This is a genomic window from Novosphingobium jiangmenense (assembly GCF_015694345.1).
GTDB classification, from domain to species: Bacteria; Pseudomonadota; Alphaproteobacteria; order Sphingomonadales; family Sphingomonadaceae; genus Novosphingobium; species Novosphingobium jiangmenense.
This window is the reverse complement of record NZ_JADQDC010000007.1, coordinates 1-26,723: the sequence shown is the minus strand read 5'-3', so window position 1 is coordinate 26,723 and position 26,723 is coordinate 1. Positions and strand designations below refer to the sequence as shown.

Sequence of the window (26,723 nt, the reverse complement as noted above, 5' to 3'; positions counted from 1 at the left end):
AAAGCCATGAGCAAGCCCCCTTCGCGCCTCCGCCTTGATCCTCGCGCCGTCGCCACGTTCTGGCGGGTGTGCGAGACCGGCTCGATCAGCGGCGCGGCGCGGGCGCTGAACATCTCGCAGCCATCGGTCTCGAACACGATCTCGTTGCTGGAGCAGCGGCTGGGGGTGACGCTGTTCGCGCGCTCGCGCAGCGGCATCGTGCTGACGCGTGAGGGTGAGGCACTGCGTGAGCGGGCCGAGGCGATGGTGCGGCTGCTGGAGACGGCGGCGGTCGAGGTCGACCATGCCGCGCGCAACGTGGCAGGCCCGCTGCGGATCGGGGGCACGCCGGGGGCGCTGGTCAGCCTGCTGCCCCAGGCAGTGGCGCGGCTGGAGGAGCGCGTCGGGCCGTTCGCGCTGAGCGTGGTGGAGCGTCCGGACCCGCAACTGGCCGACCTGTTGCGCAAGGGCTCGATCGACCTTGCCTTCGTGACGACCGAGATCGAGGCCTGCCCGCCGGATCTGATCGAGGTGACGGCATCGCGCGATTCCTTCGCGCTGATCGTCGGGCGGCGGCACGACAATCTGGGCGACACGGTTTCGCTGCGCGAGGTGGCGGAATTGCCGTGGGTGCTTCCTGAGGCGCAAGGGGCGTTCCGGCGGCAGGTCGATGCGCTGTTCCTCGCCGCCGGGGTGGCGGTGCCGCAGAACGTGATCCGCTGCGATTCGCTGCTGACGACCAAGGCGATTGTCCGCCACAGCGACCGCGTGACGATCCTGCCGCGCACGGTGGCAGCGGCCGAGCTGACCATCGGCGTGCTGCGCGCCATTTCGATCGGCGAGGCGACGTTCGAGCGCAGCGTTGGCGTGCGCTATCTGGCCGAGCGCGGACTGCCGCCGCTGGGGCGGGCGATGCTCGAGGTTCTGGCGCAGGCATAGGCTGGCGCAATGGCGGGGCGATAATCGGCTATTTTACCTGATGGCTTGGGCGGCGTAGGTCCTGCGCCAAAGCCTTTGGGGAGAGACCATGTTTGATCGCCGTTCCGTTCTGGCCGGGGGCGTTGCCCTTGCCGCGACCGCGCCGCTTTCCGCGAAGCCTGCACGCAAGGCCGCGCCGAACCCGCGCTTCCCCGATGGCTTTCTGTGGGGCGCATCGACCGCGCCGCACCAGATCGAGGGCAACAATACCGCGTCCGACCTGTGGTACCTCGAGCACCAGCAGCCGACCGTGTTCCAGGAGCCTTCCGGGGACGCGGCCAACAGCTTCCTGATGTGGGAGCAGGACCTCGATCTGGTGAAGTCCATGGGACTCAACACCTATCGCTTCGGGGTGGAGTGGGCGCGGATCGAACCGGCCAAGGGGCAGTTCAGCGAGGCGATGCTGGGGCATTACCGGCGCATCATCGAGGGCTGCCGCGCGCGGGGGCTGGCGCCGGTCGTCACCTACAGCCACTTCAGTGCGCCCTTGTGGTTCAGCGCGCAGGGTGGCTGGACCAATCCCGAGAGCGCGGAGCTGTTCGCGCGCTACTGCACCCGCGTGACGCAGGCGATGGGCGCTCAGATGCACAGCGCGATCACGCTCAACGAACCCAACATCCTGCTGCTGCTGAAAGCCATGCTGCCAAAGCCCGTGTGGGACATCCAGAAGCTGACGCTGGAGACGGCGGCGAAGCGGATGGGCGTCTCGCGCTTCGTCTGCGGCAACGTGGCTTCCTACGAAGATCTCGGCGATCTCCAGACCGGCCTGCTGGCCGCGCACAAGGCGGGGCGCGTGGCGATCAAGGCCGTGCGGCCCGATCTGTCGGTGGGCGTATCGCTGGCGATGCTCGACGATCAGGCGGTGGGCAAGAACTCGATCCGCGACCGGATGCGCGGCGAACTCTATGGCCCGTGGCTCGAGGTGGCAAAGGCCGACGACTTCATCGGCGTGCAGAACTACGAACGCGCGCTGTGGGGTGACAAGGGCAGGCTGCCAGCGCCTGAAAGCAGCGCACGCAACTGGTCCGGCACGGAAATCTGGCCGGACTCGCTGGCGGGAGCGGTGCGCTATGCCCATGCCGTGACAGGCCGGCCGGTGCTGGTTTCCGAGCATGGCGTGGGCAGCGATGATGACGCGGTGCGCGCCGCGTTCATTCCGCCTTCGCTGGCCGGCCTCAAGCAGGCGATGGACAATGGCGTGCCGGTGCTCGGCTATTGCCACTGGTCGCTGGTCGACAACTTCGAATGGATTTTCGGCTTCCGGCCCAAATTCGGCCTCGCCAGCTTCGATCCGGTAACGTTTGAACGCAAGCCCAAGCCGAGCGCGGCGGTGCTGGGGGCGATCGCCAAGGCCAACGCCTTGACGTGAGGCGCGAAATCGAATGCGTCGTGCACTGCTCGACGAGCCGTGGTAGGCATTGGCAATCGATTGCAATAATGCCGTGGAGAGGCTCATGACCCAGTTCGTGCCGGACGATCATCCGCATCGTCGCCAGAACCTGCTCAACGGACAGTGGGTGCTGGTCTCCCCGCACCGGGCCAAGCGGCCATGGCAGGGCGAGACCGGCGAGGTGGTCAAGGCGCAAGGGCCCTCGCACGATCCGTCGTGCTACCTCTGCCCCGGCAATGCGCGGACGAGCGGCGAGATCAACCCGGACTATCCCGGCGCATTCGCCTTCGACAACGACTTCCCGGCGCTGCTGCCGGATACGCCCGGACCTGACAGCGCCGATCCGGTGTTCCGGATTGCACCTGCGCGCGGCACGGCGCGGGTGATCTGCTATTCGCCCGACCATTCGCGCACCATGCCCGACATGGACCTGCCTGCGATCCGCAGCCTCGTCGATTGCTGGGCGCAGGAAAGCGCAACGCTGGGCGAGCGTTTTGCCAACGTGGCGGTGTTCGAGAACAAGGGCGCGATGATGGGCTGTTCGAGCCCGCACCCCCATGGCCAGATCTGGGCCAGCGATTTCGTGCCGACCGAGGTGGCCGATGAAGATCGCGAGCAGGCGGCCTGGCGGGCAAGCCGTGGCCGCGTGCTGCTCGACGAAGTGGCAGAGCGCGAACTGGCTGCGGGTGAACGCGTGGTCGAGGCCAACGACCACTGGCTGGCAGTGGTGCCGTGGTGGGCGGTCTGGCCCTTCGAGATCCTGCTGATCGCGCGCGACGAGGTCGGCCGGATCGAGCAGCTTTCACCGCAAGCGCGCGATGCGCTTGCCGAAATCCTGCGCAAGGTGACGCGGCGCTATGATGCGCTGTTCAACACCAGCTTCCCCTATTCGATGGGTTGGCACCAGTGCCCCGCCGGCAGCGCCGATCCGGCGGCGTGGCGGCTCCATGCCCACTTCAATCCGCCGCTGCTACGCTCGGCCACGGTGCGCAAGTTCATGGTCGGCTTCGAGATGTTCGCCGAAAGCCAGCGCGACCTGACGCCCGAGACGGCGGCGGCCCGCCTGCGTGCGGTGGAGATCGCGGCGTGAGCGGGATTGGCGAGCGGCTGCTTGGCGGATTTGCCGAAGCTTTCGGCGGCCAGCCGGCGCTGGTCGTACGCGCGCCGGGGCGCGTCAACCTGATTGGCGAGCACACCGACTACAACGACGGCTTTGCCATGCCCATCGCCATCGGGCAGGAAACCCGCGTCGGGTTTCGTGCCGGAAGCGGACCGTTGCGGGTAACCGCGCTCGATTTTGGCGAGACCGACAGCTTTGATCCGGCGAACCCTGAGCGGGTCGGCGGCTGGCGCGACTACGTGCGCGGCGTGGTGGACCAGTTGCGGCAGGCGGGCATTGCCGTGCCTGGCGGTGAACTCGCGATTGCCGGATCGATCGCCAAGGGCACCGGGCTGTCGTCCTCGGCCTCGCTCGAAGTGGCGGTTGCTCGCGTCATTCTCGAGAGCGTCGGCCAGAGTTTGGACGCCGTGCAGTTGGCCCTGCTCGCCCAGCGCGCCGAGTGCGATTTCGTCGGCGTGCGCTGCGGCAACCTCGACCAGATCGCCTCTGCCGCGACCACGCTCGGCCATGCGCTGCTGATCGATTGCCGCAGCCTTGCCCTGCGCCAGATCGCGATGCCGGCCGATGCGGTGGTGATGATCGTACAATCGGGCGTCGTGCGCGGGCTGGTCGATGGCGAATACAACCGCAGGCGCGCCGAATGTGAGGCGGCGGCCGGCATCCTTGGCGTTGCGTCTTTGCGTGATGCGGATGAGGCGATGCTGGATGCCGCGCGCGGGCGCATGGATGAAAACACTTATGCCCGCGCCCGACATGTCGTGACCGAGAACCGGCGGACGCTGGATGCGGCCGAGGCGCTTGAGGCGGGCGATCTGGTCCGCATGGGCGCTTTGATGCGCGAGAGCCATGTTTCGCAAGGCAAGGACTTCGGCATTACCGTGCCGTTTACCGATGCGCTCGCCGGACTGATGAACGAGGCAATTGGCAAGGATGGCGGCGCGCGGCAGACCGGAGGCGGCTTTGGCGGCGCAGTGGTGGGCCTGATGCGCAAGGACCGCGTCGCGGCCGTGCGCAACGCGGTCCTCGAAAGCTATCGCACCCCTTCGGGCGAGGTGCCGCTGATCTGCATCGAGACGCCCGCGGCCGGAGCCGGGCCGGTCGCCTGACCAGCCCGATCACCTGACCAACCGGGCGAGCCGATCAGAACGCGATGCTGAGCGAGGCGCGCACCGAGTAGTCGACCCCGCCCTGGATCTGCTCGGCTCCGCCGGCCAGCTGCCAGGTGTAGTCCATGCCACCCAGCAGCAGGCGCGCTTCGGAGGTCCAGCCGGACTTCATGCGATCCGCCACGAGACGGAACTGGTTGCCATCCTCGAAGTTGGCGACCGTATCGCCGAGCTTGCCAGCCATGCGCGCACGGTAGCCGCCTTCGAGCTCGATGGTCAGCGGGCGCTCGTCGCGGTTGACCTCGCCCGCGCTCCACGAAGCGGTGAGGCTGCCGGTGCCGGTCAGCAGGTCGGACGTCCGCTTGGCCACGGTCAGCGCGATCTGGTCGCTGCCACCTTCGGTGTAGCCCTTTTCGCTCAAGCGGTAGTAGTCGAACCTGGCCATCGGCTTGAGCGAGAGGTTGCCGCCGAGATCGGCGCGGTAGGACACGCCGCCTTGGCCGCCCACTGTCCAGCCCTTCCAGCGGCCATTGGCGGTGTAGGACAGGGCCGTGCTGTTGACTGCGCCGGTAAACTGCCGCGTGGAATTGAGCGAGACGCGGCCGCCCGAGGCCTTGGCGAAGGCGTAGAACGGGCCCGAGGCAAGGCGCCAGAACAGGCCGAGCTCGTAGTTGCTGGCATCGGTCTTCTGGTACGTCGAGGTCGCGATGTCGCCCTTGGTGTAGAGGAACGACAGGCCGAGGTAGCCCGCGCCGATATCGCGTTCGAGCCCGGCGGAAAGGCCCCAGCCTTTGACCTTGAACGCGGCGGTGCCGGTCTGGTCCTTGGTGCCGCGGAAGTAGATCGGTTCAAACCAGCCGCCCACGTCGCTGATGTCGAAGATCGAGCTGTCATCCATCAGGTGGTGCGAGCCGAGGCGGCCCGAGCGGGTGACGAAATCGAACACGCCGCCGGCATAGTCAGGTAGGAGCTGGTCGAACTGGCCCTGCAGCGCGGCGGCGTCTGCTGCTTGCAGGAAGCTGCTGCCGAGGTTGGTCACGACGGTGCCCTGCTTGTAGATCGCATCGTAGGCGGCCGCCTGCGGGGCGGTGAGGCCGAGCTGCGCCGCGGTCTTGCGGGTCACGGCCAGCACCAGCGTCTCGCCGACGCGGTTGATGGCGCCGTTGAACAGGACCGGGAGCTTGGTGTTGGTGGCGTCGAACACCGGCGAGCCGGTCAGCGTGCCCGCTGTCAGGATCGTGTAGTTGCCGACGGCCTTGTCGAGCGAGGAGATCGTGGCTGTGACCTTGGAGCCGCTGGCGAAGGTGGCCGTGTTGACGTTGATCTGCGAGGCGGTGCCGGTGGTGCCGTCGATATAGACGTTGAGCGCGCCGCCCGAGTTCACGGTCAGGCTGTCGAAGGCAAGCGTCGTGGCGCTGCTGGCGCCGAACTTGCCGCCATTGACCGTCACGTCGAGCTGGCCGGCGTTGGCGAGGGTGCCTGCGAAGATCGAGGTGCCGCCCAGCGTGAGCGTTCCGGCGTTGCCGACCAGATCAAGCTTGCCGACGAAGAAGGCGCTGTCGCCCATCGTCATGGTCGCGGTGCCGCTGCCGAAGTCGATGTTGCCGACGTAGCCGCTGTCGCCCGAAAGCAGGACCGAATCGTTGCCCGCGCCGAGGAAGCTGTTGCCGAAGATGCGGCCCGAGGCGACATCGAGCACGTCGTTGCCGCTGCCGGTGTGGATGTTGCCAGTGATCGAAGTGTAGATCGTCGGGTTTGCCGGGTTGTAGCCGCTCGCCGCCTTCTCTGCGTCCTGCGCCTTCTTGTCGATGGCGTTGAGGTACTGCTTGATTGTCACCCCACTGGTGTTGGCGGTGAGGTCGATCGCGCGCAGGTCGTCACCGCTGGAGCCGGTGACCGAGATGAAGCCGGTGTTGTTGAGGCTGGTGAGCGTGCCCGACTTGTCCTGGATGGCATAGGCGGTGCCTTCACCCGGCGAGGACAGGACGGCCTTGATCGTGCCGCTGTTCGACAGGCTCGGCACGGTCGACCCTTCGTTGATCAGGATGGCGACGGCCTTCTGGTCAACGGAGGTTGCGCTGATCGTGCCCGAAACGCCGATGCCGTTGGCCATGGTCACCGTGCCGCCCTTGCCGCCGATCACGACGGCATAGGCATCGGTGTTGGAGTAGACCGAATTGGCGGTGACATTGCCGTCGAGCGCGAGCGAAAACTCGCCGTCGCGGCCCTTGACCTTGCCGATCACGATGTCGCCGGCCGCGCCGACAAGGATGCCGGGGCTGTTGCCGACCGAAGTGATCGTGCCGGTCACTTCCGAGGAATCGGCGACGCCGTCGTTGTCCTCGTCGGTCTTGGTGCTGTCGAGGTCATAGGGCGCGGCGTCGAGCAGGATGCCGCCCGCAACGCTGCCGCCGATTTCGACCGCGGCCTTGCCGGTGCGCAGGTCGGTGCGCGAGAGCGTCTTCGAGGTGCCAGCATCGTTGGTGTAGCTCGAACTTTGCGAGATCGCGCCCTGGATACGGACCGAGCCGCCGACGTTGCCGCCGACCACGAGCCCTTGCGCGCCTGCTCCGACCACCGCGACGGTGCCTTCGGCCGTGACGTTGCCGGACACGCCCCTGGTGCCGATGCCGACGCTGTTGTCGCCGACAACCTTGATCGTGCCGGTGTTCGAGATGCTGCCGGTGAGGTCCGACTTGGCGACCATGCCGCCCGAGTTGAGGCCTTCGACAGTGATCGTGCCGGTGTTCTTGAGCGTTGCTGTGGTCGTCGCGCCCGGGCCGACGAGAATGCCGTAGCGGTTGCTCGCCGAAGCGATCGGGCCGTCGACCACGCCATTGTTGTCGGTATCGGCACCATTGAAGCTCTCGGTGACGGTGATCGTGCCGCCGTTGGTCACCGTCGTGTTGCGTCCGGCTTCGACCAGGATGCCGGTGTCGCCGTTCTTGCCGCCGGTGTTTGTGATCGTGCCGCCCGAAGCGACCGTGGCGGTGTTGTTCGAATCCACCGTCACGGCGTTGCCGCCCGTCGCCAGCGTGATCGTGCCACCGCTGGCGACAGTCACGTTGCCTGCGGTCGAGGTCTTGAGAGGCGTGGTCGTGCTGGTGCTGACCGTAGTATCGGCGAGGGCCGCCTGCGGGGCCAGCAGGGCCAGAGCAAAGGACGCTCCAGTCAGCGTCGACAGAATGGTGGTGCTGCGAAGACGGTCCATAAACCCCTCATGAATTCTGACAAAGTTGGCCCGCGCCGGGGTGCGGTCGGCGCGGGCCGAGGTGGTCGGACTGCTGGGGGCACCACCAATCCGATCGACAGGTCGGAGGACCGAACGGCTGGGTGCCGGACGATTGCCTCCGCAGCACCTAACGCGCAGAGCCGTGCAACCCTTCGGACGGGCTGCGAAATAAATGCGGCGATGCGATTCGGTTATTGCCGTAAATCTGGCGTTCACTTGGGAACCGGCAGTCAGAGGGCGTGGCCTCCCTGCGTCCGGCGGGGGGAACTGGTGCGAACGGCGGGTATCCTTGACCTTCTACGGCGACATGCGCTCGGAAGCGGTCCCGGCTGATGACAGCCTGATTGCGGCCGGAGATCCGATTCATCGTGAGGCGCTCGACGACGCGGCGCTGATGCGCGAGGTCGCGCACGGTTCCGTCGACGCCTTCACCCTGCTGGTCGATCGCCATTCGCCCGCGCTCTATCGCGTAGCCATGCGCATGCTGTCCGATGCTGCGGAAGCGGAGGACGTGCTGCAGGATTGCTTTGCGCGGCTGTGGCAGAATGCACCACGCTGGAGCCCGAGCGGCGCGGGACTTGTCGGCTGGCTGCACCGGGTGACGATGAACCTGTGCTTTGATCGCAAGCGCCGCTTCCGCGTGGTCACGGTCGAAACTCTGCCCGATCCGGCCGACGAGACACCTTTGGCGGACCGGCGAATCGAGGCTGACCAGGCATCCCAGGCGGTGGCCGATGCCCTCGGCGATTTGCCGGAGCGCTACCGGGCCGCACTAGTGCTCTGTTACTACGAAGGATTTTCGAACGCCCTTGCAGCGGAGGTACTCGACCTCAATATCAAGGCGATGGAATCGCTGCTGTTCAGGGCCCGCAGGCAGATGCGCACGCTGTTGGAAGCGCGCGACGTTTCGTGCGCGGATCTCGAGGCGCAGGGCTGATGGCGCGCAAGGTTCCGGCCTCGCCCGCGCGTAGCGATGCGGCGCTCGATCTGGTGCTGGACCGGGCGCCCCGGCCCGCCCTGCCGCCGGGCCTTGCCGCGCGGATCGTGGCGCAGGCCACCGCGCTGCCGCAGCTTCCGGCTGAACCCCAAGCCGAGGCAGAGCAAGTTGCGCCGCGAGAAGCCGCACAAGTGATCCCGTTTGCCGCTTCAGCGCCGGTCTCCGTTGCTCCGTCGCGCAAGCGCTTTGCAGTCGGTGGTTTCGCCGCGATGGCTGCCACCGTGGCTGCAGTCATTCTGCTGGGCCAGTCCGGACAAAGGACTGCGCCTGCGGGTGCGCCGGCCGGAATGATGGCTCGGAAGCCGCCTCAGGCAGAGCAGCCCGAGGTGGCGATCCCCGCCGCCCAGCCCGCCACGCAACTTGCGCAGGTACGGGTTGGCCGGAACTCGCCTGAACCCGCTGTCGCCGCCAAGGCTGCGACTTCGCCTGCTGCTGCTACACCTGATCCGGTGACCCAGCCGGCGGTCGCGCCCGAGGCGCAACTGGCGGCAACCGCTCCGCCCGCACCGCGTGAATCTGCAGGCCCCAAGGTTGATCCATCGCCGCGCGCCGTTCCTCCGCGCGGACTGATGGGGCCGCCCGTCCCGCAGCAACAGGGCTGGGGCTTTTCAGGTGGTGCGTCGGGCGGGACGCTGCCGGGCGGGCAATCGTTGCCGAGCCAGACGACCGGAACGGCACCGCCGCCGCCTGCGCCCTCCGGCAACTAGCGGCAGCGTAGGCGCTGGGCTAAGGGCTTGGCCATGCAACAAGAACCGATCCTCGTGCTGACCACCGGCGGCACTATCGACAAGGCCTATTTCGACGCGCTCAGCGAATACCAGATCGTCGAGAGCGGCATCCCGGCACTGATCGCCGAGGCGCGCGTGGCACTGCCGTTCCGGGTTATGGAACTGATGCGCAAGGACAGTCTCGAACTGACCGACGCCGACCGTGCGCTGATCGCTGCCGCCGTGCGCGAGGCGCCGGAGCGCCACGTCGTCATCACCCACGGCACCGACACCATGACCGAGACGGCCAGAGCGCTCAGTGACATCACTGACAAGACCATCGTGCTGACTGGCGCACTGTCACCGGCGCGCTTTGCCGAGACAGACGCGCACTTCAACCTCGGCATGGCCTTCGCCACCGCGCAGGTGGCGGCGTCCGGCGTGTGGATCGCCATGAGCGGGCAGGTGTTCGATGGCCTCAAGGTCCGCAAGGACCGCGCGGCGGGCAAGTTCGTGAGCGTCTGACGGGCCTCTCGGTAAGCCCGTAGCTGCCGACCCTCCCTTCTATCGTCATCCCCGCGCAGGCGGGGATCCAGAGTCAGAAAATGCCGTCGCTTCGGCGACGACAGTCTTCGTGGCTGGATTCCCGCCCGCGCGGGAATGACGAAGAGATGGGGCTCAGGCGGTCAGAAACTCCTTGGTATAGCGCTCGCGCAAGCTGCGCTTGTCGACCTTTTCGGTGCCGAGGCGCGGCAGGGCCTCGGTCACTTCCCAGAAGCGCACGGGGATCTTGAACGGGGCGATGTGGGCCTTGAGAAACTCGCGCAGTTCCTCGTCGGTGGCCGAGCAGCCCTCCTTGGCGAGATAGACCGCGGCGGGGACTTCGCCCAGCTTCTCGTCAGGCAGGCCGAACACGCTGGCCTCGGCGATGCAGGGGTGGGCGTAGATCGCGCTTTCCACCTCGATGCACGAGATGTTCTCGCCGCCGCGGATGATGATGTCCTTCTTGCGGTCGACGATGAACAGGTAGCCCTCGGGATCAAGGTAGCCGAGGTCGCCGGTGCGGAAGTAGCCATCGGGCATGATCGCCTCGCGCGTGGCCTTCTCGTTGTCCCAGTAGCCGAGGAAGTTCGCGATCGAACGGATCGAGACTTCGCCGACCTGGCCCTGCGGCAGCGGCTTGCCGTCGTCGTCAAGGATGGCCAGATCGACCAGCGGGCGCGAGGCGGTGCCGGTGCTGCCGGGCTTGGCGAGGTAGTTCTCGTTGAGGTTGCCGCAGCCGACGCCGTTGGTTTCGGTGAGACCATAGCCCAGCAGCGGGAAGGCGTGGGGCAGGGCCTTGCGGATACGATCGACATGCTCGATCGGGCGTGGCGCGCCACCAGCGGCGAACGACACGCAGGTCGACAGGTCATACTTGTCGCGGTCCGGGTGGGTGGCGATCTCGAAGCTCATCAGCGGCACGCCGACGAAATAGGTGACCTTCTCCCGCTCGATCAGCTTCATCGCCTCGACCGCGTCCCACTTGGCCATCAGCACCAGCTTGCGGCCCAGCGCGAAGGACTGGAGGAACACCGGCACTTCGCCGGTCACATGGAACAGCGGCACGTTGACCAGCGTGACGGGCTGCGAACCCTCCGCCGGGCCTTCGCCGCGCGCGGTGAGGATCGCCAGCATGGCGGCAGACTGGCAGACGTAGTTCATCGTGCCCTGCACGACACCGCGATGATCGGAATAGGCGCCCTTGGCCATGCCGGTGGAGCCGGAAGTGAAGAGCACCGTGGCAAGATCGTCGCCAGTCAGCTCGGGCAGGATGGTTTCCATGCCGCCGCCACCCGCCAGCAGTGCGGCAAGGCCCTGCTCGTAGGGGCAATCGTGGCCCATCGGCAGGATCTGCGCGCCGTGGGCGTGGCCTTCGAGGCGCGCGGCACGTGCGGCGTCGGCAATGACGAAGCGGCACTTCACCAGATCGATGCCGTGGGCCAGCTCTTCACCTTGCCACCAGCCGTTGAGCAGCGTGGCGCAACCACCCGCCATCAGCACGCCCATGTAGGCGATGACCCAGTTGGCCGAATTGCGCGCGGCGATGCCGACGCGTTCGCCCTTCTGCAGTCCAAGCCCTTCGACCAGCCCGCCTGCGACATGGCGTGCGGCCTTGTAGACATCGGCGAAGCTCAGTCGCGTGTCGCCGTCAACGATGAAGGCCTTCTCGCCCTGCGTGGCGCAGAAGTAGGCGAAATAGGCGGGCAGGTGTGGCGGGGCGGCGGCAATCATCGGCAATTGCTGCCCGAACCTTTCGATCGGCACCGTGTGGAACATGCCACCTTCGGCAGTGAGCGCGCCGAAGGCGCTGTCCATGGCAAGGTCCAGCTCGGTTTTCATGATACCCTTTCGTCTCCTCACCCTGGCACGCTCTGCTTGCGCGCTCTTTTCGGGTTTGCCTGCAACCTTTTCCCTGTGCCAATACGTTACCCCATTGGGCGCGTTTGACAGCACGAAAACACGTCCGTTCACGAAGTTCTAGGGAGTTCGTTTCTTGCTGTCACTACTGTCAACAGCAACCGCGCTTGCCGTAGCGTCGGCATCCGCCAGCGCCGGACATGTGCCGATTCGCTGGACGGATCTGGGCATCGGTCCGATCGCGCTCGACCTCGGCTTCTTTGCACTGAAGTGGTATTCGCTGGCCTATCTCGCCGGGATCGTGCTGGGCTACTGGCACCTGTCGAAGATGATCAGGCAGCCCGGCTCACCGATGGCGCAGCGCCATGCGGACGACCTGTTCTTCTATGCCACGCTCGGCATCATTCTCGGCGGTCGGCTCGGCTATGCGATCTTCTATGCGCCCGAACTGCTGACCCACCCTGAAAACCTGATCAAGCTGTGGGAAGGCGGAATGAGCTTCCACGGCGGATTGATGGGCACTGTCCTGGCCATCGCCTGGGTTTCATGGCGTGGCGGGCTGAACTTCGTGCGGGTGTGCGATTACATCTCGGTCTGCGTGCCGTTCGGGCTGCTGTTCGGCCGCCTTGCAAACTTCGCCAATGGCGAGCTGTGGGGACGTGAGGCCGGACCGGACGTGCCTTGGGCCATGGTCTTTCCCGGCGGTGGGCCCGTCGCGCGTCACCCGAGCCAGCTCTATGAGGCGGGGCTGGAAGGTCTCGTGCTGATGATCTTGCTGCTCCTCCTGTTCTGGAAGACCAGGGCGCGCTGGCGGCCGGGCCTGCTCGTCGGCACCTTCACGCTCGGCTATGCGCTGTCGCGCTTCACGGTCGAATTCTTCCGCGAGCCTGACGCACAACTGCTCGATTTCGCGCTGCAGACCGGCCTGTCGATGGGCCAGTGGCTGACCATTCCGATGATGGCGGTCGGCCTGTTCTTCCTGATCCGCGGCCTGATGAGCAAACCGGTCGCCGCAGGGGGAGCCGTGCCGGCGTGAGCCAATCGCTGCTGGAGACGTTCACGCGGCTGATCACCAACACCGGGCCGATCAGCATTGCGCACTACATGGCCGAATCCAACGCGCGCTATTACTCCAGCCGCGATCCCTTCGGCACGGCGGGCGATTTCATCACCGCGCCCGAGATCAGCCAGATGTTCGGCGAGCTGATCGGGCTGTGGCTTGCCGACATGTGGATTCGCGCCGGACGGCCGGAGCCGGTCCACTACGTCGAACTGGGGCCGGGTCGCGGCACACTGGCGCGCGATGCGCTTGGGGCGGCGAAGCGTTATGGTCTGAGCCCTCGGGTGCATTTCGTCGAGACCAGCACGGCGTTGAAGGCGCTGCAGCTTGAACTGCACCCGTCGGCCTTCTGGCATGCCGACCTCTCGACCTTGCCGACCGATGGTCCGCTGCTGATCGTTGCCAACGAATTCCTCGATGCGCTGCCGGTGCGCCAGCTCGTGCGCACGGGCGAGGGCTGGCGCGAGCGCATGGTCGGCGTTGTCGACGGGCGTCTGGTGCCGGTGGCGGGATCGGCGGCGATGGATGCGGCAGTGCCGCAGGCACGGCGCGAGGCGCCCGAGGGTTCGATTCTCGAGACCTCGCCCGCGTCGGCTGCGGTGATGTATGAAGTTTCGGGCAGGTTGGCGAGCCAGGGCGGAGCCGCGCTGTTCTTCGACTATGGCCATGCCGAACCGCGCTTCGGTTCCTCGCTGCAGGCGGTGCGCGCGCATCGCAAGGTCGATGTCTTTGCCAGCCCCGGCGAGGCTGATCTGACTGCTCACGTTGATTTCTCGGCCCTCGCGCCGATCGCGCTGTCCCGCGAGGTGCAGTGGCTCGGCACGGTCGAGCAGGGGCGCTGGCTGCGTGCGCTCGGCATCGAGGCACGGGCCGAGGCGCTCGCCGCCTATGCCCCCGCCTATGCCGAGGCGATCCACGCTGCGCGCGAGCGGCTTACCGGGGAAGGCCAGATGGGCGTCCTGTTCAAGGTGATGGGACTCGCCGGGCCGCGCTGGCCGCAGGGTGCCGGATTCGGCTGAGGCGTCGGCGCTGCGTCACCAACCGTCGCGCTCTTGAAATCCCCCGGAAATACGGGCCTGAAAAAGGGCTAATTCCCGCACCAAAATGCCTGTTGGCAAAGCCGTGGCTTTGCGTCTATCAGGCGCGCCAAGTGGGGGCCGGGGCCGTGCATTGCGCGTGCCCGGTTCCCGTGCGGTTCCGGTGTCCATGTGGTTAGCCCCATGGGCAATTTCCAGAGCCGTTCCAAAGGGGCAAGTTGGACCGTGCGCGATCCGCGTGCGCGGCGGCAGCAGGCAGGGAATTTCAATGGCTGAACAGGCAAGCATCGACACTTCGGCACAAGCCGAAGAAGGCGTGCGCCGGCGCGATTTCATCAATATCGCGGCGGTGAGTTTTGCGGGAGTTGGCGGCGCTGCCGTGCTGGTCCCGCTGGTAAGTCAGATGGCGCCGTCGGCGGACGTTCTGGCGCAGAGCTCCACCGAGATCGACATTTCGGCGATCCAGCCGGGTCAGGCGATCAAGGCGGTCTTCCGCAAGCAGCCGGTGTTCATCCGCAACCTGACGCCGGAAGAAATCGCCGCTGCCGAAAAGGTCGACGTGTCCTCGCTGCGCGATCCGCAGTCGCTGGAAGAGCGCACCAAGGAAGGCAAGACCAACTGGCTCATCACGATGGGCGTCTGCACCCACCTCGGCTGCGTGCCGCTCGGCGCCGGCGAAGGCGAAGTGAAGGGTGAGTTCGGCGGCTACTTCTGCCCGTGCCACGGTTCGTCGTACGATACCGCAGCGCGCATCCGCAAGGGCCCGGCACCGAAGAACCTCGAGGTGCCCGAATACGCATTCACTTCCGACACTGTCGTGAAGATCGGCTGAGGACAGGAAACATGAGCTTTCCCTGGGCAAACGAATACAAGCCGGCCAACGGCCTGACGCAGTGGCTTGACGAAAAGCTGCCGCTGCCCCGCTTCGTCTACAACGCGGTCGGCGCCGGCTACCCGGTTCCGCGCAACCTGAACTACATGTGGAACTTCGGCGTTCTCGCCGGCTTCTGCCTCGTGCTTCAGATCGTGACCGGCGTCATCCTCGCGATGCACTACGCCGCGAACGCAGGCGTGGCCTTCGACAGCGTCGAGCACATCATGCGCGACGTGAACTGGGGCTGGATGCTGCGCTATGCGCACGCCAACGGCGCCTCGGCGTTCTTCGTCGTCGTCTATCTCCACATCTTCCGCGGCTTCTTCTACTCCTCGTACAAGGCCCCGCGCGAGATGATCTGGCTGCTGGGCGTGGTCATCTTCCTGCTGATGATGGCAACCGCGTTCATGGGCTACGTGCTGCCCTGGGGCCAGATGTCGTTCTGGGGTGCCAAGGTCATCACCGGCTTGTTCGGCGCGATCCCGGTCGTCGGCGAACCGCTGCAGGTGTGGCTGCTGGGCGGCTATGCGCCTGACAACGCCGCGCTGAACCGCTTCTTCTCGCTGCACTTCCTGCTGCCCTTCGTGATCGCGGGTGTCATCATCCTGCACATCTGGGCGCTGCACATCCCCGGCTCGTCGAACCCGACCGGCGTCGAAGTGAAGAGCGAGAGCGACACCGTTCCGTTCCACCCGTACTACACGGCGAAGGACGGCTTCGGCCTGGGCGTGTTCCTGCTGATCTACTGCGCGGTGCTGTTCTTTGCGCCGAACATGCTCGGTCACCCGGACAACTACATCCCGGCCAACCCGCTTTCGACGCCTGCCCACATCGTTCCGGAATGGTACTTCTGGCCGTTCTACGCGATCCTGCGCGCCTTCACTGCGGACTTCTTCTTCATCCCGGCCAAGCTGATGGGCGTCCTTGCGATGTTCTCGGCGATCCTGGTGTGGTTCTTCCTGCCCTGGCTGGACACCTCGCCGGTGCGTTCGGGCCATTATCGTCCGCTGTTCCGCAAGTTCTTCTGGATCCTGCTGATCGACGTCGCCGTGCTCGGCTACTGCGGTGGCGCTCCGGCTGCGGAACCCTACGTGATGATCTCGCAGATCGCGTCGATGTACTACTTCCTGCACTTCCTCGTCATTCTCCCGCTCGTTTCCTCGATCGAGAAGCCGGAACCGCTTCCGTTCTCGATCACCGAAGCCGTGCTGGGCAAGGATGAGAGCGCAGTGCTCAACGCCAACCCCGCTGCTGCCTGACAGCCACGAAGCGTAAGAGAAAGAGAACCCTATGGTCCGTCTTTTTGGCCCCCTCGTCGGCCTCTTCTTCGCGGTCGCGCTGCTCTGGTCGTTCGGTAACGGCGCCTATGTCGCGATCACGGAACCCGCTGCTCCCACCGCGGAGCACGAGTTCCACCTTCACCCCAAGGAAGTGCACTTCGCTTCCGACGGCGCGTTCGGCAAGTTCGACAAGGCCCAGCTGCAGCGCGGCTTCCAGGTCTACAAGGAAGTCTGCTCGACCTGCCACTCGCTCAAGCACGTCGCCTTCCGCGACCTCGCTGCCCTCGGTTACTCGGAAGCCGAAGTGAAGGCGATTGCCAAGGAATGGGGCACCAAGCAGCCGACCTTCGATCCGAAGAGCGGCGAGCGTGGCGAGCGTGACAACATCCCGTCGGACTACTTCCCGACCGTGTACTACGCAGGCCAGGGCAATCCGCCAGACCTGTCGCTGATCACCAAGGCCCGTCACGACGGTGGCGCCTATGTCCACTCGCTGCTGACCGGTTACCAGGAGCAGCCTGCCGAGCTTCTCAAGAAGTTCCCGGACGCCAAGACCCCGGACGGCCTGTACTACAACCCGTACTTCGCGAACCTCAACCTCGCGATGCCGGCTCCGCTGACGGGCGACGGTCAGGTGACCTATTCGGACGGCACCAAGGCAACGGTTGACCAGATGGCGACCGACGTCTCGGCCTTCCTGATCTGGACCGCCGAACCCAAGCTGGACAAGCGCAAGCAGACCGGTTGGGCAGTCCTCGGCTTCCTGCTGGTCGCCACGGTCCTGGCCTACCTCGCCAAGAAGAACGTCTGGGCGGATAAGAAGGGCGAATAAGCCTTTCCTGCCAGATCGGCAAAACGAACGAGGCCACCGGAAACGGTGGCCTTTTTCGTGTGTCTGGCCGGTCCGCGGATTTTCGTCATTGCGAGGAGGCGAAGCTGACGAAGCAATCCAGAGCGTCACAGCAAACCGCCCTGGATTGCTTCGCTACGCTCGCAATGACGGAGAGGGCTGTGTCAGGCGGGCGTTCCATCGATCCGCAGGTCGCTCGCCCGCCGGAACAGTTCCAGAACCAGCGGGTCGTTCTCGGTGTTGCGGATTGCCACTTCGAAGCGGATCTTGCGGGTGGGCGCGGGCAGGACTTCTGCCAATACGCCTCTGTTCAGAAGTGGCCGCACCATCGGTTCGGGGAGTACTGCCGCGCCGCCGCCGCCGGTGACGATGTCGATCAGCGTCCGCACGTTGTTGCAGGTGCCGATCGAGCGGGGCGTGACGCGGTTGGCCGCAAGCGTTTCCATCGTCACGCCATGCAGCGGGGACAGGTCGGGGATCGACCACACCGGTAGCGGCTGCGCAAAGCCTCCCGCCTCCACTGTGCGCGCGCTTGCCGCCCAGACGAGGCCGACCGAGCCGATCGGCGTGGTACGGATGCCCGGGCTGGCCACTGGCCCTGCTAGGAAGGCAAGATCGATCGTGCCGCCGAGAAGCTGCTGAAACATGCGCGCGGTCAGGTCCAGCTCCAGTTCCAGCGTCACCCCGGGCAAGTCCTGCTCGATCGCATGGACGAAGCCGGGAAGACACGAAGCCGCCGCGATCTCGCCCGAACCGATGCGCACGACGCCGCTCGCGCCTTCGAAGCCCGACGCCGTCAGCAATGCCTTTTCGAACCCCGCCCACAATGGCTCGCATTCCTGCACCAGCCGCCGCCCGCGCGCGGTCAGTACCATGTTGCGGCCCTCGCGGCGGAAAATGGCGATGCCGAGCTGCTCCTCGATCTCGCGCACGCGGGCGGATATGGCGGGCTGCGTCGTGTTCAGCCGCTCGGCCGCAGCGCGGAATGTGCCGAGCCGCGCGATCCACAGCAACGTCTCCAGATGATAGATCGCTATCCGCTTCATTGATCAGACATTGTTATCGATTGTGATAAAAAACAATCGCTCTTTTCAATTTGTATCCTGTGCTAGCACCTCGCTCGAAAAGGAGAGTCTGCCGATGTCGAAGAAGCTCTATGCCGATGCCACTGCTGCGCTTGATGGCCTGCTGCGCGATGGCCTGCTGATTGCCTGCGGCGGGTTCGGCCTCTGTGGCGTTCCCGAGCGCCTGCTCGATGCCGTGCGTGATTCGGGCGTAAAGGACCTGACCTTTGCCTCGAACAATGCCGGGATCGACAACGAGGGCATCGGCAAGCTGTTGCGTACGCGGCAGGTCAGGAAGATGATCTCCAGCTACGTCGGCGAGAACAAGGAGTTCGAGCGTCAGTACCTCTCGGGTGAGCTTGAAGTCGAATTCTGCCCGCAGGGTACCCTGGCTGAGCGTATGCGTGCAGGGGGCGCCGGCATCCCCGGGTTCTACACGAAGACCGGCGTCGGCACGCTGGTGGCCGAGGGCAAGGAAGCCAAGGTCTTCGACGGGCAGGAATACATCCTCGAATGCGGCATCTTCGCCGACCTCGCGCTGGTCAAGGCGTGGAAGGCGGACGAGACCGGCAACGTCGTGTTCCGCAAGACGGCGCGCAACTTCAACGTGCCTGCAGCGACCTGCGGCAAGGTCTGCGTCGTGGAAGTCGAAGAGATCGTGCCGGCGGGTTCGCTCGATCCGGACAGCATCCATCTGCCCGGTGTCTACGTGCAGCGCATGATCGTCGGCGCGCCCTATGACAAGAAGATCGAGTTCCGCACCGTGCGCGAGCGGGAAGCGGCATGATCCGGCGCGCGCTGCCTCTGATGGCGGCGCTGGCGGCTACGCAGCTTTCGGGCTGCGTCGCTGCGGCCATCGCACCGCTGGCCGCGACGGGCGCGCTTGGTACCAAGGCGATCAAGGGCAAGAAGAAGCCCGATCCGGCCAAACCTGCGCCCACGCCTGAAGTGACCGTGGGGCAGGGCGTTTCGGCCACGCCGCCGCTGCTGGCTCCTGCCCCTGTCGTGCCGGAGCCTGCTGCGGCCGCGCCGATGGTCGAAGCGGCAGAGGCCCAAGCAGAGGTTGATTCGTCTTACGATCCCTACGGCGCGCTTGCCGCCTACGTTCTGGCGCAGGTCGAGGCGACCACGCCGGGCAAGGTGCGCACATCTGCCCTGCTCGATCAGCGCAGCTTGGTCGAAATCCCTCGGATGAGCCCTTGTGCTGACCAGCGCGGCGCGGTGCTGATCGATCTCGATCCCGGCGACAAGGCCTTCGACCTCGACGATCCGCCGACCCCGGTGCCCGGCCTCGCCCAGCACCTGCGGCGCATTCGCGGTACCGGCACGGCGGTGGTGTGGATCGCCTCGTTGCCCGATGGCGATGCCAAGCGGCTCGGCACGATCCTAAAGGCGACCGGCCTCGATCCGCTGGGCATCGATCAGGTCATGCTCCTGCATTCGCGCGAGACCCGCAAGCAGCAGATCCTCGATCGCGCCGACGAAGACTGGTGCGTGCTGGCCATCGCCGGGGATCGCAAGGCCGATTTCGACGAGGTCTTCGACTATCTGCGCAATCCCGATGGCCCGGTGGCCATCGCGCTCGAACAGTTCATCGGCGCTGGCTGGTTCCTCGCGCCGCCTCCCATCAAGTGACACGAAAGAGCAAGACCCATGACCACGCATGACGGGCTGAAGACCGGCTGGAGCCGCGACGAGATGGCAGCACGCGCCGCGCGCGAATTGCAGGACGGCTTCTACGTGAACCTCGGCATCGGCATCCCGACGCTGGTTGCCAACCACGTGCCCGAGGGCATGACGGTGACGCTGCAGTCGGAGAACGGCATGCTCGGCATCGGTCCGTTCCCCTATGCGGGCGAGGAAGACCCGGACCTGATCAATGCCGGCAAGCAGACCATCAGCGAACTGCCGCACTCGGCCTATTTCGACAGCGCGCAGTCCTTCGCGATGATCCGCGGCGGCAAGATCGACCTGACCGTGCTGGGCGCCATGGAAGTGGCCGAGAACGGCGACATCGCCAACTGGATGATCCCGGGCAAGATGATCAAGGGCATGGGCGGCGCGATGGACCTCGTCGCCGGGGTCAAGAAGATAATCGTGGTGATGGAGCACTGTGCCAAGAACGGAGACCCGAAGTTCATCCCCAACTGCACCCTGCCGTTGACCGGCAAGGGCGTGGTCGACATGATCGTCACCGACCTTGCGGTTTTCCAGCGTCCGGACCACAATTCGCCGTTCCGCCTGATCGAGTGCGCCCCCGGCGTCTCGGCAGAGGAAGTCCGCGCCCGTACCACGGCGCACTATATCGATCTGTAAGAAGGACACGAAATGGCGACCGACCTGACCACGATACCGCTCAGCCGCATCGACGGCAGCCCGGACACGCTCGGCAACCATGCCGGCAAAGTCCTGCTCGTGGTCAACGTCGCCTCGAAGTGCGGGCTGACGCCGCAGTACGAAGGGCTTGAGGCGCTCTACAAGGCCAAGGCTGGCAGCGGCTTTGAAGTGCTGGGCTTCCCCGCCAACGATTTCGGTGCGCAGGAACCGGGCAGCCACGAGGAAATCGCCGAGTTCTGCAAGCTCAACTACGGCGTCTCCTTCCCGCTCTTCGCCAAGGCCGACGTCACCGGTCCGGCCAAGCAGCCGCTCTATGCCGCCCTGACCGAAGCTGCCCCGACCAAGCAAGGCCCCGCGCAGGAGTTCCGCGACAAGCTCAAGGGCTATGGCATGACGCCGACCGAGGACCCGGAAGTGTTGTGGAACTTCGAGAAGTTCCTGATCGGCCGCGACGGCAAGGTCGCCGCCCGCTTCGCCCCCGGCGTCACGCCTGACGATCCAGCGCTGGTGGCGGCGATCGAGGCGGAACTGGCGAAGTAACGCGCGAGCCTTGCGCGCATTTCATGGGGCGCTAGGTTCGCGCCCCATGAGCTACACCCTGATCACCGCCAACCGGAATTACTCGAGTTGGTCCCTGCGGCCATGGCTGCTGATGAAGGCGCTCGGCATCCCGTTCACGGACCGGATCGAGCCTTTCACCAAGCCTTCGAACTACGACGAATTCCGCGCCTTCTCGCCTACCGGACAGGTGCCGGTGCTGCTCGATGGAGCGCGCACGGTGTGGGATTCGCTCGGCATCGCGCTCTACCTGGCCGAGCGGCACGACGGCGTGTGGCCGGATGACGAGGCAGCCCGCGCCTTTGCGATGTGCGCTGTCACCGAGATGCACGGCGGCTTCTCGGCGCTGCGCAACGATTGCACGATGAATGTCGGCGTGCGGGTAAAGCCGCGCCCGATGCGCCCCGCACTGGTTCGTGACGTGGCACGCGTGCGCGAAATCTTCGAACAAGGCCTCGCACAGTTTGGCGGGCCGTGGCTGGCAGGGCCGGCCTTCACCGCGCTCGACGCGTTCTTCGCCCCCGTAGCCTTCCGCATCCGCACTTACGGGCTGGACGTAGGCAAGGGACAGGCATGGGTCGACCATGTGATCGCCCACCCGGCCATGCAGCAATGGGAAGCCGAGGCCCTGGCCGAAGCATGGCGCGAGGAAAGCCACGAGGCGGAACTCGCCGATGCGGGCGAGATCACCGCCGATTATCGCCAGAGCTGAAGCTGGTTGCCTGAAGCGCCCTCCCCGGAAGGAGGGCGCTCCCGATCAGATCGTTCCGGCCTTGAGGAATTCGGCTGCGTGGTGCGCCGCGCGGGCCGAAAGTGCCATGTAGGTCAGCGAAGGGTTCTGGCAGCCGCCCGATGCCATCGCCGCACCATCGGTGATGAACAGGTTCGGCACGTCGTGTGCCTGGTTGTACTTGTTGAGCACCGAGGTCTTCGGATCCTTGCCCATGCAGGCCGTGCCCATCTCGTGGATGCCAAGGCCCGGCGGCACCAGGTTCGTGCGAGCCTGCACGATCGTGCCGCCTGCGCCCTCGATCATGGCCTTGCCATCCTCGAGAATCGCCTTGGCCATCTTCTTGTCGTTCGCGCCATGCGCGCAATCGACGTGGACGATCGGCATGCCCCACTGGTCGGTCTTGTCGGTCAGGGTGACGCGGTTGTTCGGATCGGGGATCATCTCGCCGAAGCCGGAGAACATCGCCATCCACTCGCCCGGATGGCTGACGCGCGCCTTGAGCGCCTCGCCCACGCCCGGCGCCGAGTTGGCGACCGCGCGCCAGCCCATGCGCTGGACCGAACCTTGGAAGCCATAGCCGCGAAGGAAGTCTGCGGTCTCTTCGCGGCCCGGCAGGTTGCGATAGCGCGGGATGTAGAGACCGTTGGGACGGCGTCCCTTGTAGGTCGTGTCCGGTCCCGGCATCCGCGCGATGTAGCCGAGGCCGTAGAGGTGATCCATCAGGTTGCGACCGACCATGTCCGACGAGTTTGCAAGGCCCCGCGGATTGGCCTCGCTGCGCGAATTGAGCAGGATCTGCGCGGTCGGGATGGTCGAGGCGCAGAGGAACACCAGCTTGGCCTCGTAGGTGCGGCCCTGCTTGGTGTTCTGGTCGATCACCCGCACCCCGGTGGCCTTGCCGGTCTTCGGATCGGTGATGATCGAATGGGCGATGGCGTCGGTGACGATGGTCAGGTTGCCGGTCGCCTCGGCGGCAGGCAAGGAAGACGACAGGCTGGAATGATAGGCACCCAGCGAGCAGCCGCGTTCGCAGAACGAGCGGTTCATGCACTGGTTGCGGCCCAGCGCGGTGTGATGCTCCTTCGGCTCGGTCAGGTGCGCGCAGCGGCCGATGATGACCTTGCGATCGGGGAAGCGGCCTTCGACTGCCGCCTTGAACGCCTTCTCGCCATCGTTCATCGCCATGGCGGGAAGGAACTTGCCATCGGGCAACTGGGGCAGGCCTTCCATGGAGCCGGACACGCCGATGAACTCCTCGACGTGGTCATACCAGGGCGCAAGGTCGGCATAGCGGATCGGCCAATCGGCGCCGTGGCCGTCGCGCGCGTTGGATTCGAAGTCCATTTCCGACATGCGGTAGGTCTGGCGTCCCCACATGATCGAGCGGCCGCCGAGGTGATAGCCGCGGATCCACCAGAACGGCTTGTCTTCGGGCGTCGAATAGGGGTGCTCGCTGTCCTTCACCCAGTACTGCTGCGTGGCGGTGTTCACGGCATAGCAGTTGCGCTGCACGGCATAGTCGCGCGCCAGCTCCTCTTCCGGAATGCTGCCGCCGTTGGGCACTTCCCACGGCTGCATCCAGTCCGTGTAGGATGCCCCGTGCTCCAGCTTGCGGCCGCGCTCGATCACGAGCGTCTTGAGCCCGCGCTCGCACAGTTCCTTGGCGGCGATCCCGCCGCTCATGCCCGATCCGATGACGATTGCGTCAAACATTGTGTATCCCCTCCTCGCGGGCGTGATCAGAAGAACGACAGGCCGGCCGACGCGCGCGTCTTGGGCGTGATCGGCAGCGAGGGCTGCAGCGGCCCCGGCGCATGCTCGTAGCTCAGCGCCACGGTCGCCCCCGGTTCGGAATTGTAGAACAGCACGATCATCAGTTCGCGCAGTCGCTTGTACGGACGACGCTCGAAGTTCTGCGCGTCATAGGGCTGGAGAAAGGCCATGCGCTGCTTTGCGGAAAGCGCGGTGAACGCCTTGCCCGTTGCCGCACGAGCTGCCGCATCGATCGCGTCCAGCTCGGCCAGCATGGCGGCGCGTGTGGCGGGCGAGGCCCAGTTCTGCAGCATTGCGGCAAAGCCGGCGGGAACCTTCGCGTCGATCGCGCCCGGCGTATCGGTACGAGGGATAAGCGTGTCGGCATAGGCATTGGCCAAGGCCATCTGCGTTGCCGGCAGGCTTGCTGCCGGAGTCGCTGCCAATGCATCGAGCGGGAGCGCGGCGACGCCCAAAAGGCTCGCCAGACTTGCCAAAAAATCCCTTCTTTCCAGCGGGATATGCTGCATCATCCAATCTCCCGTGCAATTCGTTGTTGCGTCTTTGCGCGCTTGCGGCGACAGTTTCGCGAAACGGTATGGGATCGGGGGCCTGAAATTGTCAACGCTGTCACTGAAGATTCGTCTGTTCGCCATGATGGCCCTGCAACTCGCGGTATGGGGTGCCTGGGCGCCGAAGCTGTTTCCCTACATGACCATGCTGGGCTTCAGCGCAGGGCAACAGGGACTGGTAGGAACCTGCTGGGGCATCGCCTCGGTCCTCGGCATCTTCTTCTCGAACCAGTTCGCCGATCGCACCTTCGCTGCTGAGCGGTTCCTCGCCGGCAGCCACGTGATCGGCGGTCTCGCCCTGCTCGGCACGGCATTCAGCACCAGCTTCCTGCCGTTCTTCGTCTGCTATCTGGTCTACAGCCTGGTCTATGTGCCGACCCTGTCGGTGACCAACACCGTGGCCTTCACCCATCTGCCCAATCCCGCCGAATATGGTTCGGTTCGCTCGGGCGGCACGGTCGGCTGGATCATGGCGAGCTGGCCTTTCGTGTTCATCCTCGGTGCCCATGCCGATGCGGCGCAGGTCCGCTCGATCTTCATCGTCGCGGCAGTGATTTCCTTCATCATGGCGGCGTTCTCGCTGGGCCTGCCGCACACCCCGCCGCGCACCGAGGGCAATGTCGACAAGCTGGCCTGGCGCCGTGCGCTGGGCCTGTTGAAGAAGCCGGTGGTCGCCGTGCTGTTCCTCGTCACCTTCATCGATTCGGTCGTTCACAACGGCTACTTCGTGCTGTCCGATGCCTTCCTCACCAATCGCGTCGGCATTGCCGGGAACCTTTCGATGGTGGTGTTGAGCCTTGGGCAAGTCGCCGAGATCCTGACCATGCTGGTGCTGGGCAAGGTGCTGGCGCGGCTCGGCTGGCGCTGGACGATGATCGTCGGCATCCTCGGTCACGCCGCGCGCTTCCTCGCGTTCTCTTTCCTGGCAGACAGCATTCCGGCGATCATCGCGGTGCAGTTGCTGCACGGCATCTGCTACGCTTTCTTCTTCGCCACGGTTTACATCTTCGTTGACGAGGCCTTCCCCAAGGACGTGCGCTCGTCGGCGCAGGGCCTGTTCAACCTGTTGATCCTCGGGGTCGGCAACATGGTGGCGAGCTTCATGTTCCCGGCCATCGTTGCCCGCCTGACCGGCCCCGATGGCGTGGTCGATTACACCGCGGTGTTCCTTGTGCCTGCAGGACTTGCCGCGCTCGGTGCAGTGCTGCTGCTTCTCGCCTTCCGTCCCGAAACCCATGGGCCCGCCAAGGGCGTGGAGATTGCATGATGTCCCAGTCCTCGCTCGATCGCCGCTCGTTGCTGGCAGCCCTTGGTGCTGCCGGAGCTGTCGCCGTGGCTGATGCGCCCGCCTTTGCCCGGGCCATGCGCCGCAAGCCGTTCTTCCAGCGCATCGGCAAACCCATCGGCCTGCAGCTTTACACGCTGGGCGATCTGCCGACGAAGGATCTTGATGGCACGCTGGCCAAGCTTGCCGCCGTCGGCTTCACCGATATCGAGCTGCCCAACTTCTACAACCGCACCCCGAAGGACCTGCGCGCTGCGGCGGACAAAGCGGGCGTGCGTTACAGTTCGATCCACATGAACATGCCGGGGCCGTTCACCGGCGGTGCGCTCAACCTGCTGAGCCCGGCGCAGCAGATCGCCGACGGTCTCAATACGCTCGGCATCTATCAGGTATTCCTGCCGCTCTGCCCGCTGCCCGAAGGCTTTTCGGTGCCGCAGGGCAAGAACCCGCAGGTCGCCATCGGCGATGCCCTGCGCGCGGCCGGCGCCGATCACTGGAAGCGCACGGCCAACCTGCTCAACGAACGTGCCGCGGCGCTGAAGCCTTTCGGCATCCGGCTGGGTTATCACAACCACAACATGGAATTCGCCCCGCTCGACGGTGGCGTTACCGGGTGGGACATCCTCCAGCGCGAGACCGACCCCGCGCTGGTCAACTTCGAACTCGATCTCGGCTGGACCGCCGCCGCCGGACACGATCCCGCCGCTGAGCTGATGAAGCTGAAGGGCCGGGTCAAGGCCGTCCATGTCAAGGACATCAAGGCGACGACCAAGACCAACTTCGTCATGGGCCAGGACCCGACCGAGGTTGGATCGGGCAAGCTGGAATGGGCGAAGATCCTTCCTGCCGCGCTGGCCGCAGGCGTCGAGCACTATTTCGTCGAGCAGGAACCGCCCTTCGCGATGGACCGGCTTGCCGCCGTCACCAAGAGCCACGGCTTCCTGTCACGCTTCGTCGCCTGACGCGCCGAATACAGTCTTGAGGGGGAAAGGGGGAGCTTTCGGGCTCCCCTTTTTCATTGCGGGCTGACAGCCGGGTCAGTTGCGCAAAAAGAAAGGCCGGTCCGAAGACCAGCCTTGGAAAGTTTGGGAGAGGATGCCTGAAAGGCCTCTCCTATGTGCGATTCGCGGCCTGATTCCGCAAGTGCGAAGGACGGAATTGCAGTTGCGAGAAATGCAATTGCTTTGCGATGACCACTGACGATGCGCACTGCGCTTTACGCGAGGCCAGCAGGCCTGTGCATGCAAAAAAGCCCCGCTCTTGCAAGCGAGGCCTTTAACCCATTTGGAGTGTTTCCCCGGGGAAACACTCCATCATGGCGTTGCGTGTGTTGGTGTCAGAGCTTGCCGGTGAGTTCCGGGACCAGCGTGAAGAGGTCGCCGACGAGGCCGATGTCGGCGACCTGGAAGATC

At 65.6% G+C, this 26,723-nt stretch carries 24 protein-coding genes; 19 read left to right on the top strand and 5 right to left on the bottom strand.

The genetic code is table 11. From position 1 onward, the window contains the following. The first annotated feature begins 6 nt into the window (after window positions 1–6). The 4 genes from I2488_RS11395 to galK all read left to right on the top strand — a co-directional run bounded on the left by I2488_RS11395 (window position 7) and on the right by galK (window position 4,573). Entirely contained in the window at window positions 7–918 is a 912-nt protein-coding gene (locus I2488_RS11395) for a LysR family transcriptional regulator (protein ID WP_196275937.1), read from the top strand. A gap of 88 nt (window positions 919–1,006) precedes the next feature. Beyond that, entirely contained in the window at window positions 1,007–2,326 is a 1,320-nt protein-coding gene (locus tag I2488_RS11390; protein WP_196275936.1) for a family 1 glycosylhydrolase, read from the top strand. An 85-nt stretch (window positions 2,327–2,411) separates the two neighbouring features. Then, on the top strand, window positions 2,412–3,437 hold the full coding sequence (locus I2488_RS11385; protein WP_196275935.1) for a UDP-glucose--hexose-1-phosphate uridylyltransferase: 1,026 nt from the start codon (window positions 2,412–2,414) through the stop codon (window positions 3,435–3,437). Next, a complete protein-coding gene (galK, locus tag I2488_RS11380) occupies window positions 3,434–4,573 on the top strand; it encodes a galactokinase (protein WP_196275934.1) in 1,140 nt (379 codons plus the stop codon). Before I2488_RS11385 ends, galK begins: the two co-directional genes overlap by 4 nt. Window positions 4,574–4,607: 34 nt before the next feature. Here the strand turns inward: galK and I2488_RS11375 are convergent, their stop codons facing one another. Continuing rightward, the gene (locus I2488_RS11375; protein WP_196275933.1) at window positions 4,608–7,784 is read right to left on the bottom strand and encodes an autotransporter domain-containing protein; all 3,177 of its coding nucleotides are present in this window, start codon (window positions 7,782–7,784) and stop codon (window positions 4,608–4,610) included. Window positions 7,785–8,094: 310 nt separating this feature from the next. Here I2488_RS11375 and I2488_RS11370 point away from each other — a divergent pair, with 310 nt between their 5' ends. The 3 genes from I2488_RS11370 to I2488_RS11360 are packed head-to-tail and all read left to right on the top strand — an operon-like array spanning window position 8,095 to window position 10,034. After that, a complete protein-coding gene (locus I2488_RS11370) occupies window positions 8,095–8,742 on the top strand; it encodes an RNA polymerase sigma factor (RefSeq protein ID WP_246465629.1) in 648 nt (215 codons plus the stop codon). Continuing rightward, a complete protein-coding gene (locus I2488_RS11365; protein ID WP_196275932.1) occupies window positions 8,742–9,509 on the top strand; it encodes a hypothetical protein in 768 nt (255 codons plus the stop codon). Before I2488_RS11370 ends, I2488_RS11365 begins: the two co-directional genes overlap by 1 nt. A gap of 33 nt (window positions 9,510–9,542) precedes the next feature. After that, complete coding sequence (locus tag I2488_RS11360; protein WP_196275931.1) at window positions 9,543–10,034, top strand: asparaginase domain-containing protein; 492 nt, start codon at window positions 9,543–9,545, stop codon at window positions 10,032–10,034. Between the two features lie 153 nt (window positions 10,035–10,187). Here the strand turns inward: I2488_RS11360 and I2488_RS11355 are convergent, their stop codons facing one another. Next, window positions 10,188–11,891, bottom strand: coding sequence for a class I adenylate-forming enzyme family protein (locus I2488_RS11355; RefSeq protein WP_196275930.1), 1,704 nt, complete (start codon window positions 11,889–11,891; stop codon window positions 10,188–10,190). Window positions 11,892–12,045: 154 nt separating this feature from the next. On the opposite strand from I2488_RS11355, the gene lgt reads away from it, so the two are divergent. From lgt to I2488_RS11330, 5 genes are all read left to right on the top strand, one after another. Then, a complete protein-coding gene (gene lgt, locus I2488_RS11350; protein WP_196275929.1) occupies window positions 12,046–12,945 on the top strand; it encodes a prolipoprotein diacylglyceryl transferase in 900 nt (299 codons plus the stop codon). After that, window positions 12,942–13,988 carry an SAM-dependent methyltransferase gene (locus I2488_RS11345; RefSeq protein WP_196275928.1) on the top strand — a complete coding sequence of 349 codons (1,047 nt, stop codon included), beginning with the start codon at window positions 12,942–12,944 and terminating at the stop codon, window positions 13,986–13,988. Before lgt ends, I2488_RS11345 begins: the two co-directional genes overlap by 4 nt. 286 nt (window positions 13,989–14,274) lie before the next feature. Beyond that, the gene (petA, locus tag I2488_RS11340; RefSeq protein ID WP_196275927.1) at window positions 14,275–14,838 is read left to right on the top strand and encodes a ubiquinol-cytochrome c reductase iron-sulfur subunit; all 564 of its coding nucleotides are present in this window, start codon (window positions 14,275–14,277) and stop codon (window positions 14,836–14,838) included. 11 nt (window positions 14,839–14,849) lie between these two features. Then, on the top strand, window positions 14,850–16,139 hold the full coding sequence (locus tag I2488_RS11335) for a cytochrome b (RefSeq protein ID WP_196275926.1): 1,290 nt from the start codon (window positions 14,850–14,852) through the stop codon (window positions 16,137–16,139). Window positions 16,140–16,170: 31 nt separating this feature from the next. After that, complete coding sequence (locus I2488_RS11330; protein WP_196275925.1) at window positions 16,171–16,992, top strand: cytochrome c1; 822 nt, start codon at window positions 16,171–16,173, stop codon at window positions 16,990–16,992. A 182-nt stretch (window positions 16,993–17,174) separates the two neighbouring features. Here the strand turns inward: I2488_RS11330 and I2488_RS11325 are convergent, their stop codons facing one another. Then, window positions 17,175–18,056: a LysR family transcriptional regulator gene (locus I2488_RS11325; RefSeq protein ID WP_196275924.1), complete on the bottom strand. Its 882-nt coding sequence runs from the start codon at window positions 18,054–18,056 to the stop codon at window positions 17,175–17,177. A gap of 94 nt (window positions 18,057–18,150) precedes the next feature. Between I2488_RS11325 and I2488_RS11320 the strand changes: the two genes are divergently transcribed. From I2488_RS11320 to I2488_RS11300, 5 genes are read left to right on the top strand one after another with little or no spacing between them, the layout of a single operon-like run. Continuing rightward, window positions 18,151–18,861: a CoA transferase subunit A gene (locus I2488_RS11320; protein WP_196275923.1), complete on the top strand. Its 711-nt coding sequence runs from the start codon at window positions 18,151–18,153 to the stop codon at window positions 18,859–18,861. Further along, window positions 18,858–19,709 carry a hypothetical protein gene (locus I2488_RS11315; protein ID WP_196275922.1) on the top strand — a complete coding sequence of 284 codons (852 nt, stop codon included), beginning with the start codon at window positions 18,858–18,860 and terminating at the stop codon, window positions 19,707–19,709. Before I2488_RS11320 ends, I2488_RS11315 begins: the two co-directional genes overlap by 4 nt. A gap of 18 nt (window positions 19,710–19,727) precedes the next feature. Continuing rightward, complete coding sequence (locus I2488_RS11310; RefSeq protein ID WP_196275921.1) at window positions 19,728–20,390, top strand: CoA transferase subunit B; 663 nt, start codon at window positions 19,728–19,730, stop codon at window positions 20,388–20,390. Window positions 20,391–20,402: 12 nt separating this feature from the next. Continuing rightward, window positions 20,403–20,951, top strand: coding sequence for a glutathione peroxidase (locus tag I2488_RS11305; protein WP_196275920.1), 549 nt, complete (start codon window positions 20,403–20,405; stop codon window positions 20,949–20,951). A gap of 46 nt (window positions 20,952–20,997) precedes the next feature. After that, window positions 20,998–21,681, top strand: coding sequence for a glutathione S-transferase family protein (locus I2488_RS11300; protein ID WP_196275919.1), 684 nt, complete (start codon window positions 20,998–21,000; stop codon window positions 21,679–21,681). Window positions 21,682–21,726: 45 nt separating this feature from the next. Here I2488_RS11300 and I2488_RS11295 read toward each other — a convergent pair whose 3' ends face one another. Together I2488_RS11295 and I2488_RS11290 are read right to left on the bottom strand one after the other, a co-directional pair. Beyond that, window positions 21,727–23,415: a GMC oxidoreductase gene (locus I2488_RS11295; protein ID WP_196275918.1), complete on the bottom strand. Its 1,689-nt coding sequence runs from the start codon at window positions 23,413–23,415 to the stop codon at window positions 21,727–21,729. A gap of 26 nt (window positions 23,416–23,441) precedes the next feature. Beyond that, window positions 23,442–23,951, bottom strand: coding sequence for a gluconate 2-dehydrogenase subunit 3 family protein (locus tag I2488_RS11290; protein ID WP_196275917.1), 510 nt, complete (start codon window positions 23,949–23,951; stop codon window positions 23,442–23,444). Window positions 23,952–24,072: 121 nt separating this feature from the next. Here I2488_RS11290 and I2488_RS11285 point away from each other — a divergent pair, with 121 nt between their 5' ends. Both I2488_RS11285 and I2488_RS11280 read left to right on the top strand, forming a co-directional pair. Further along, window positions 24,073–25,293, top strand: coding sequence for an MFS transporter (locus I2488_RS11285; protein ID WP_214652350.1), 1,221 nt, complete (start codon window positions 24,073–24,075; stop codon window positions 25,291–25,293). Then, on the top strand, window positions 25,290–26,273 hold the full coding sequence (locus tag I2488_RS11280) for a sugar phosphate isomerase/epimerase family protein (RefSeq protein WP_196275916.1): 984 nt from the start codon (window positions 25,290–25,292) through the stop codon (window positions 26,271–26,273). The genes I2488_RS11285 and I2488_RS11280 overlap by 4 nt, the downstream gene beginning before the upstream one ends. Window positions 26,274–26,723: the final 450 nt, after the last annotated feature.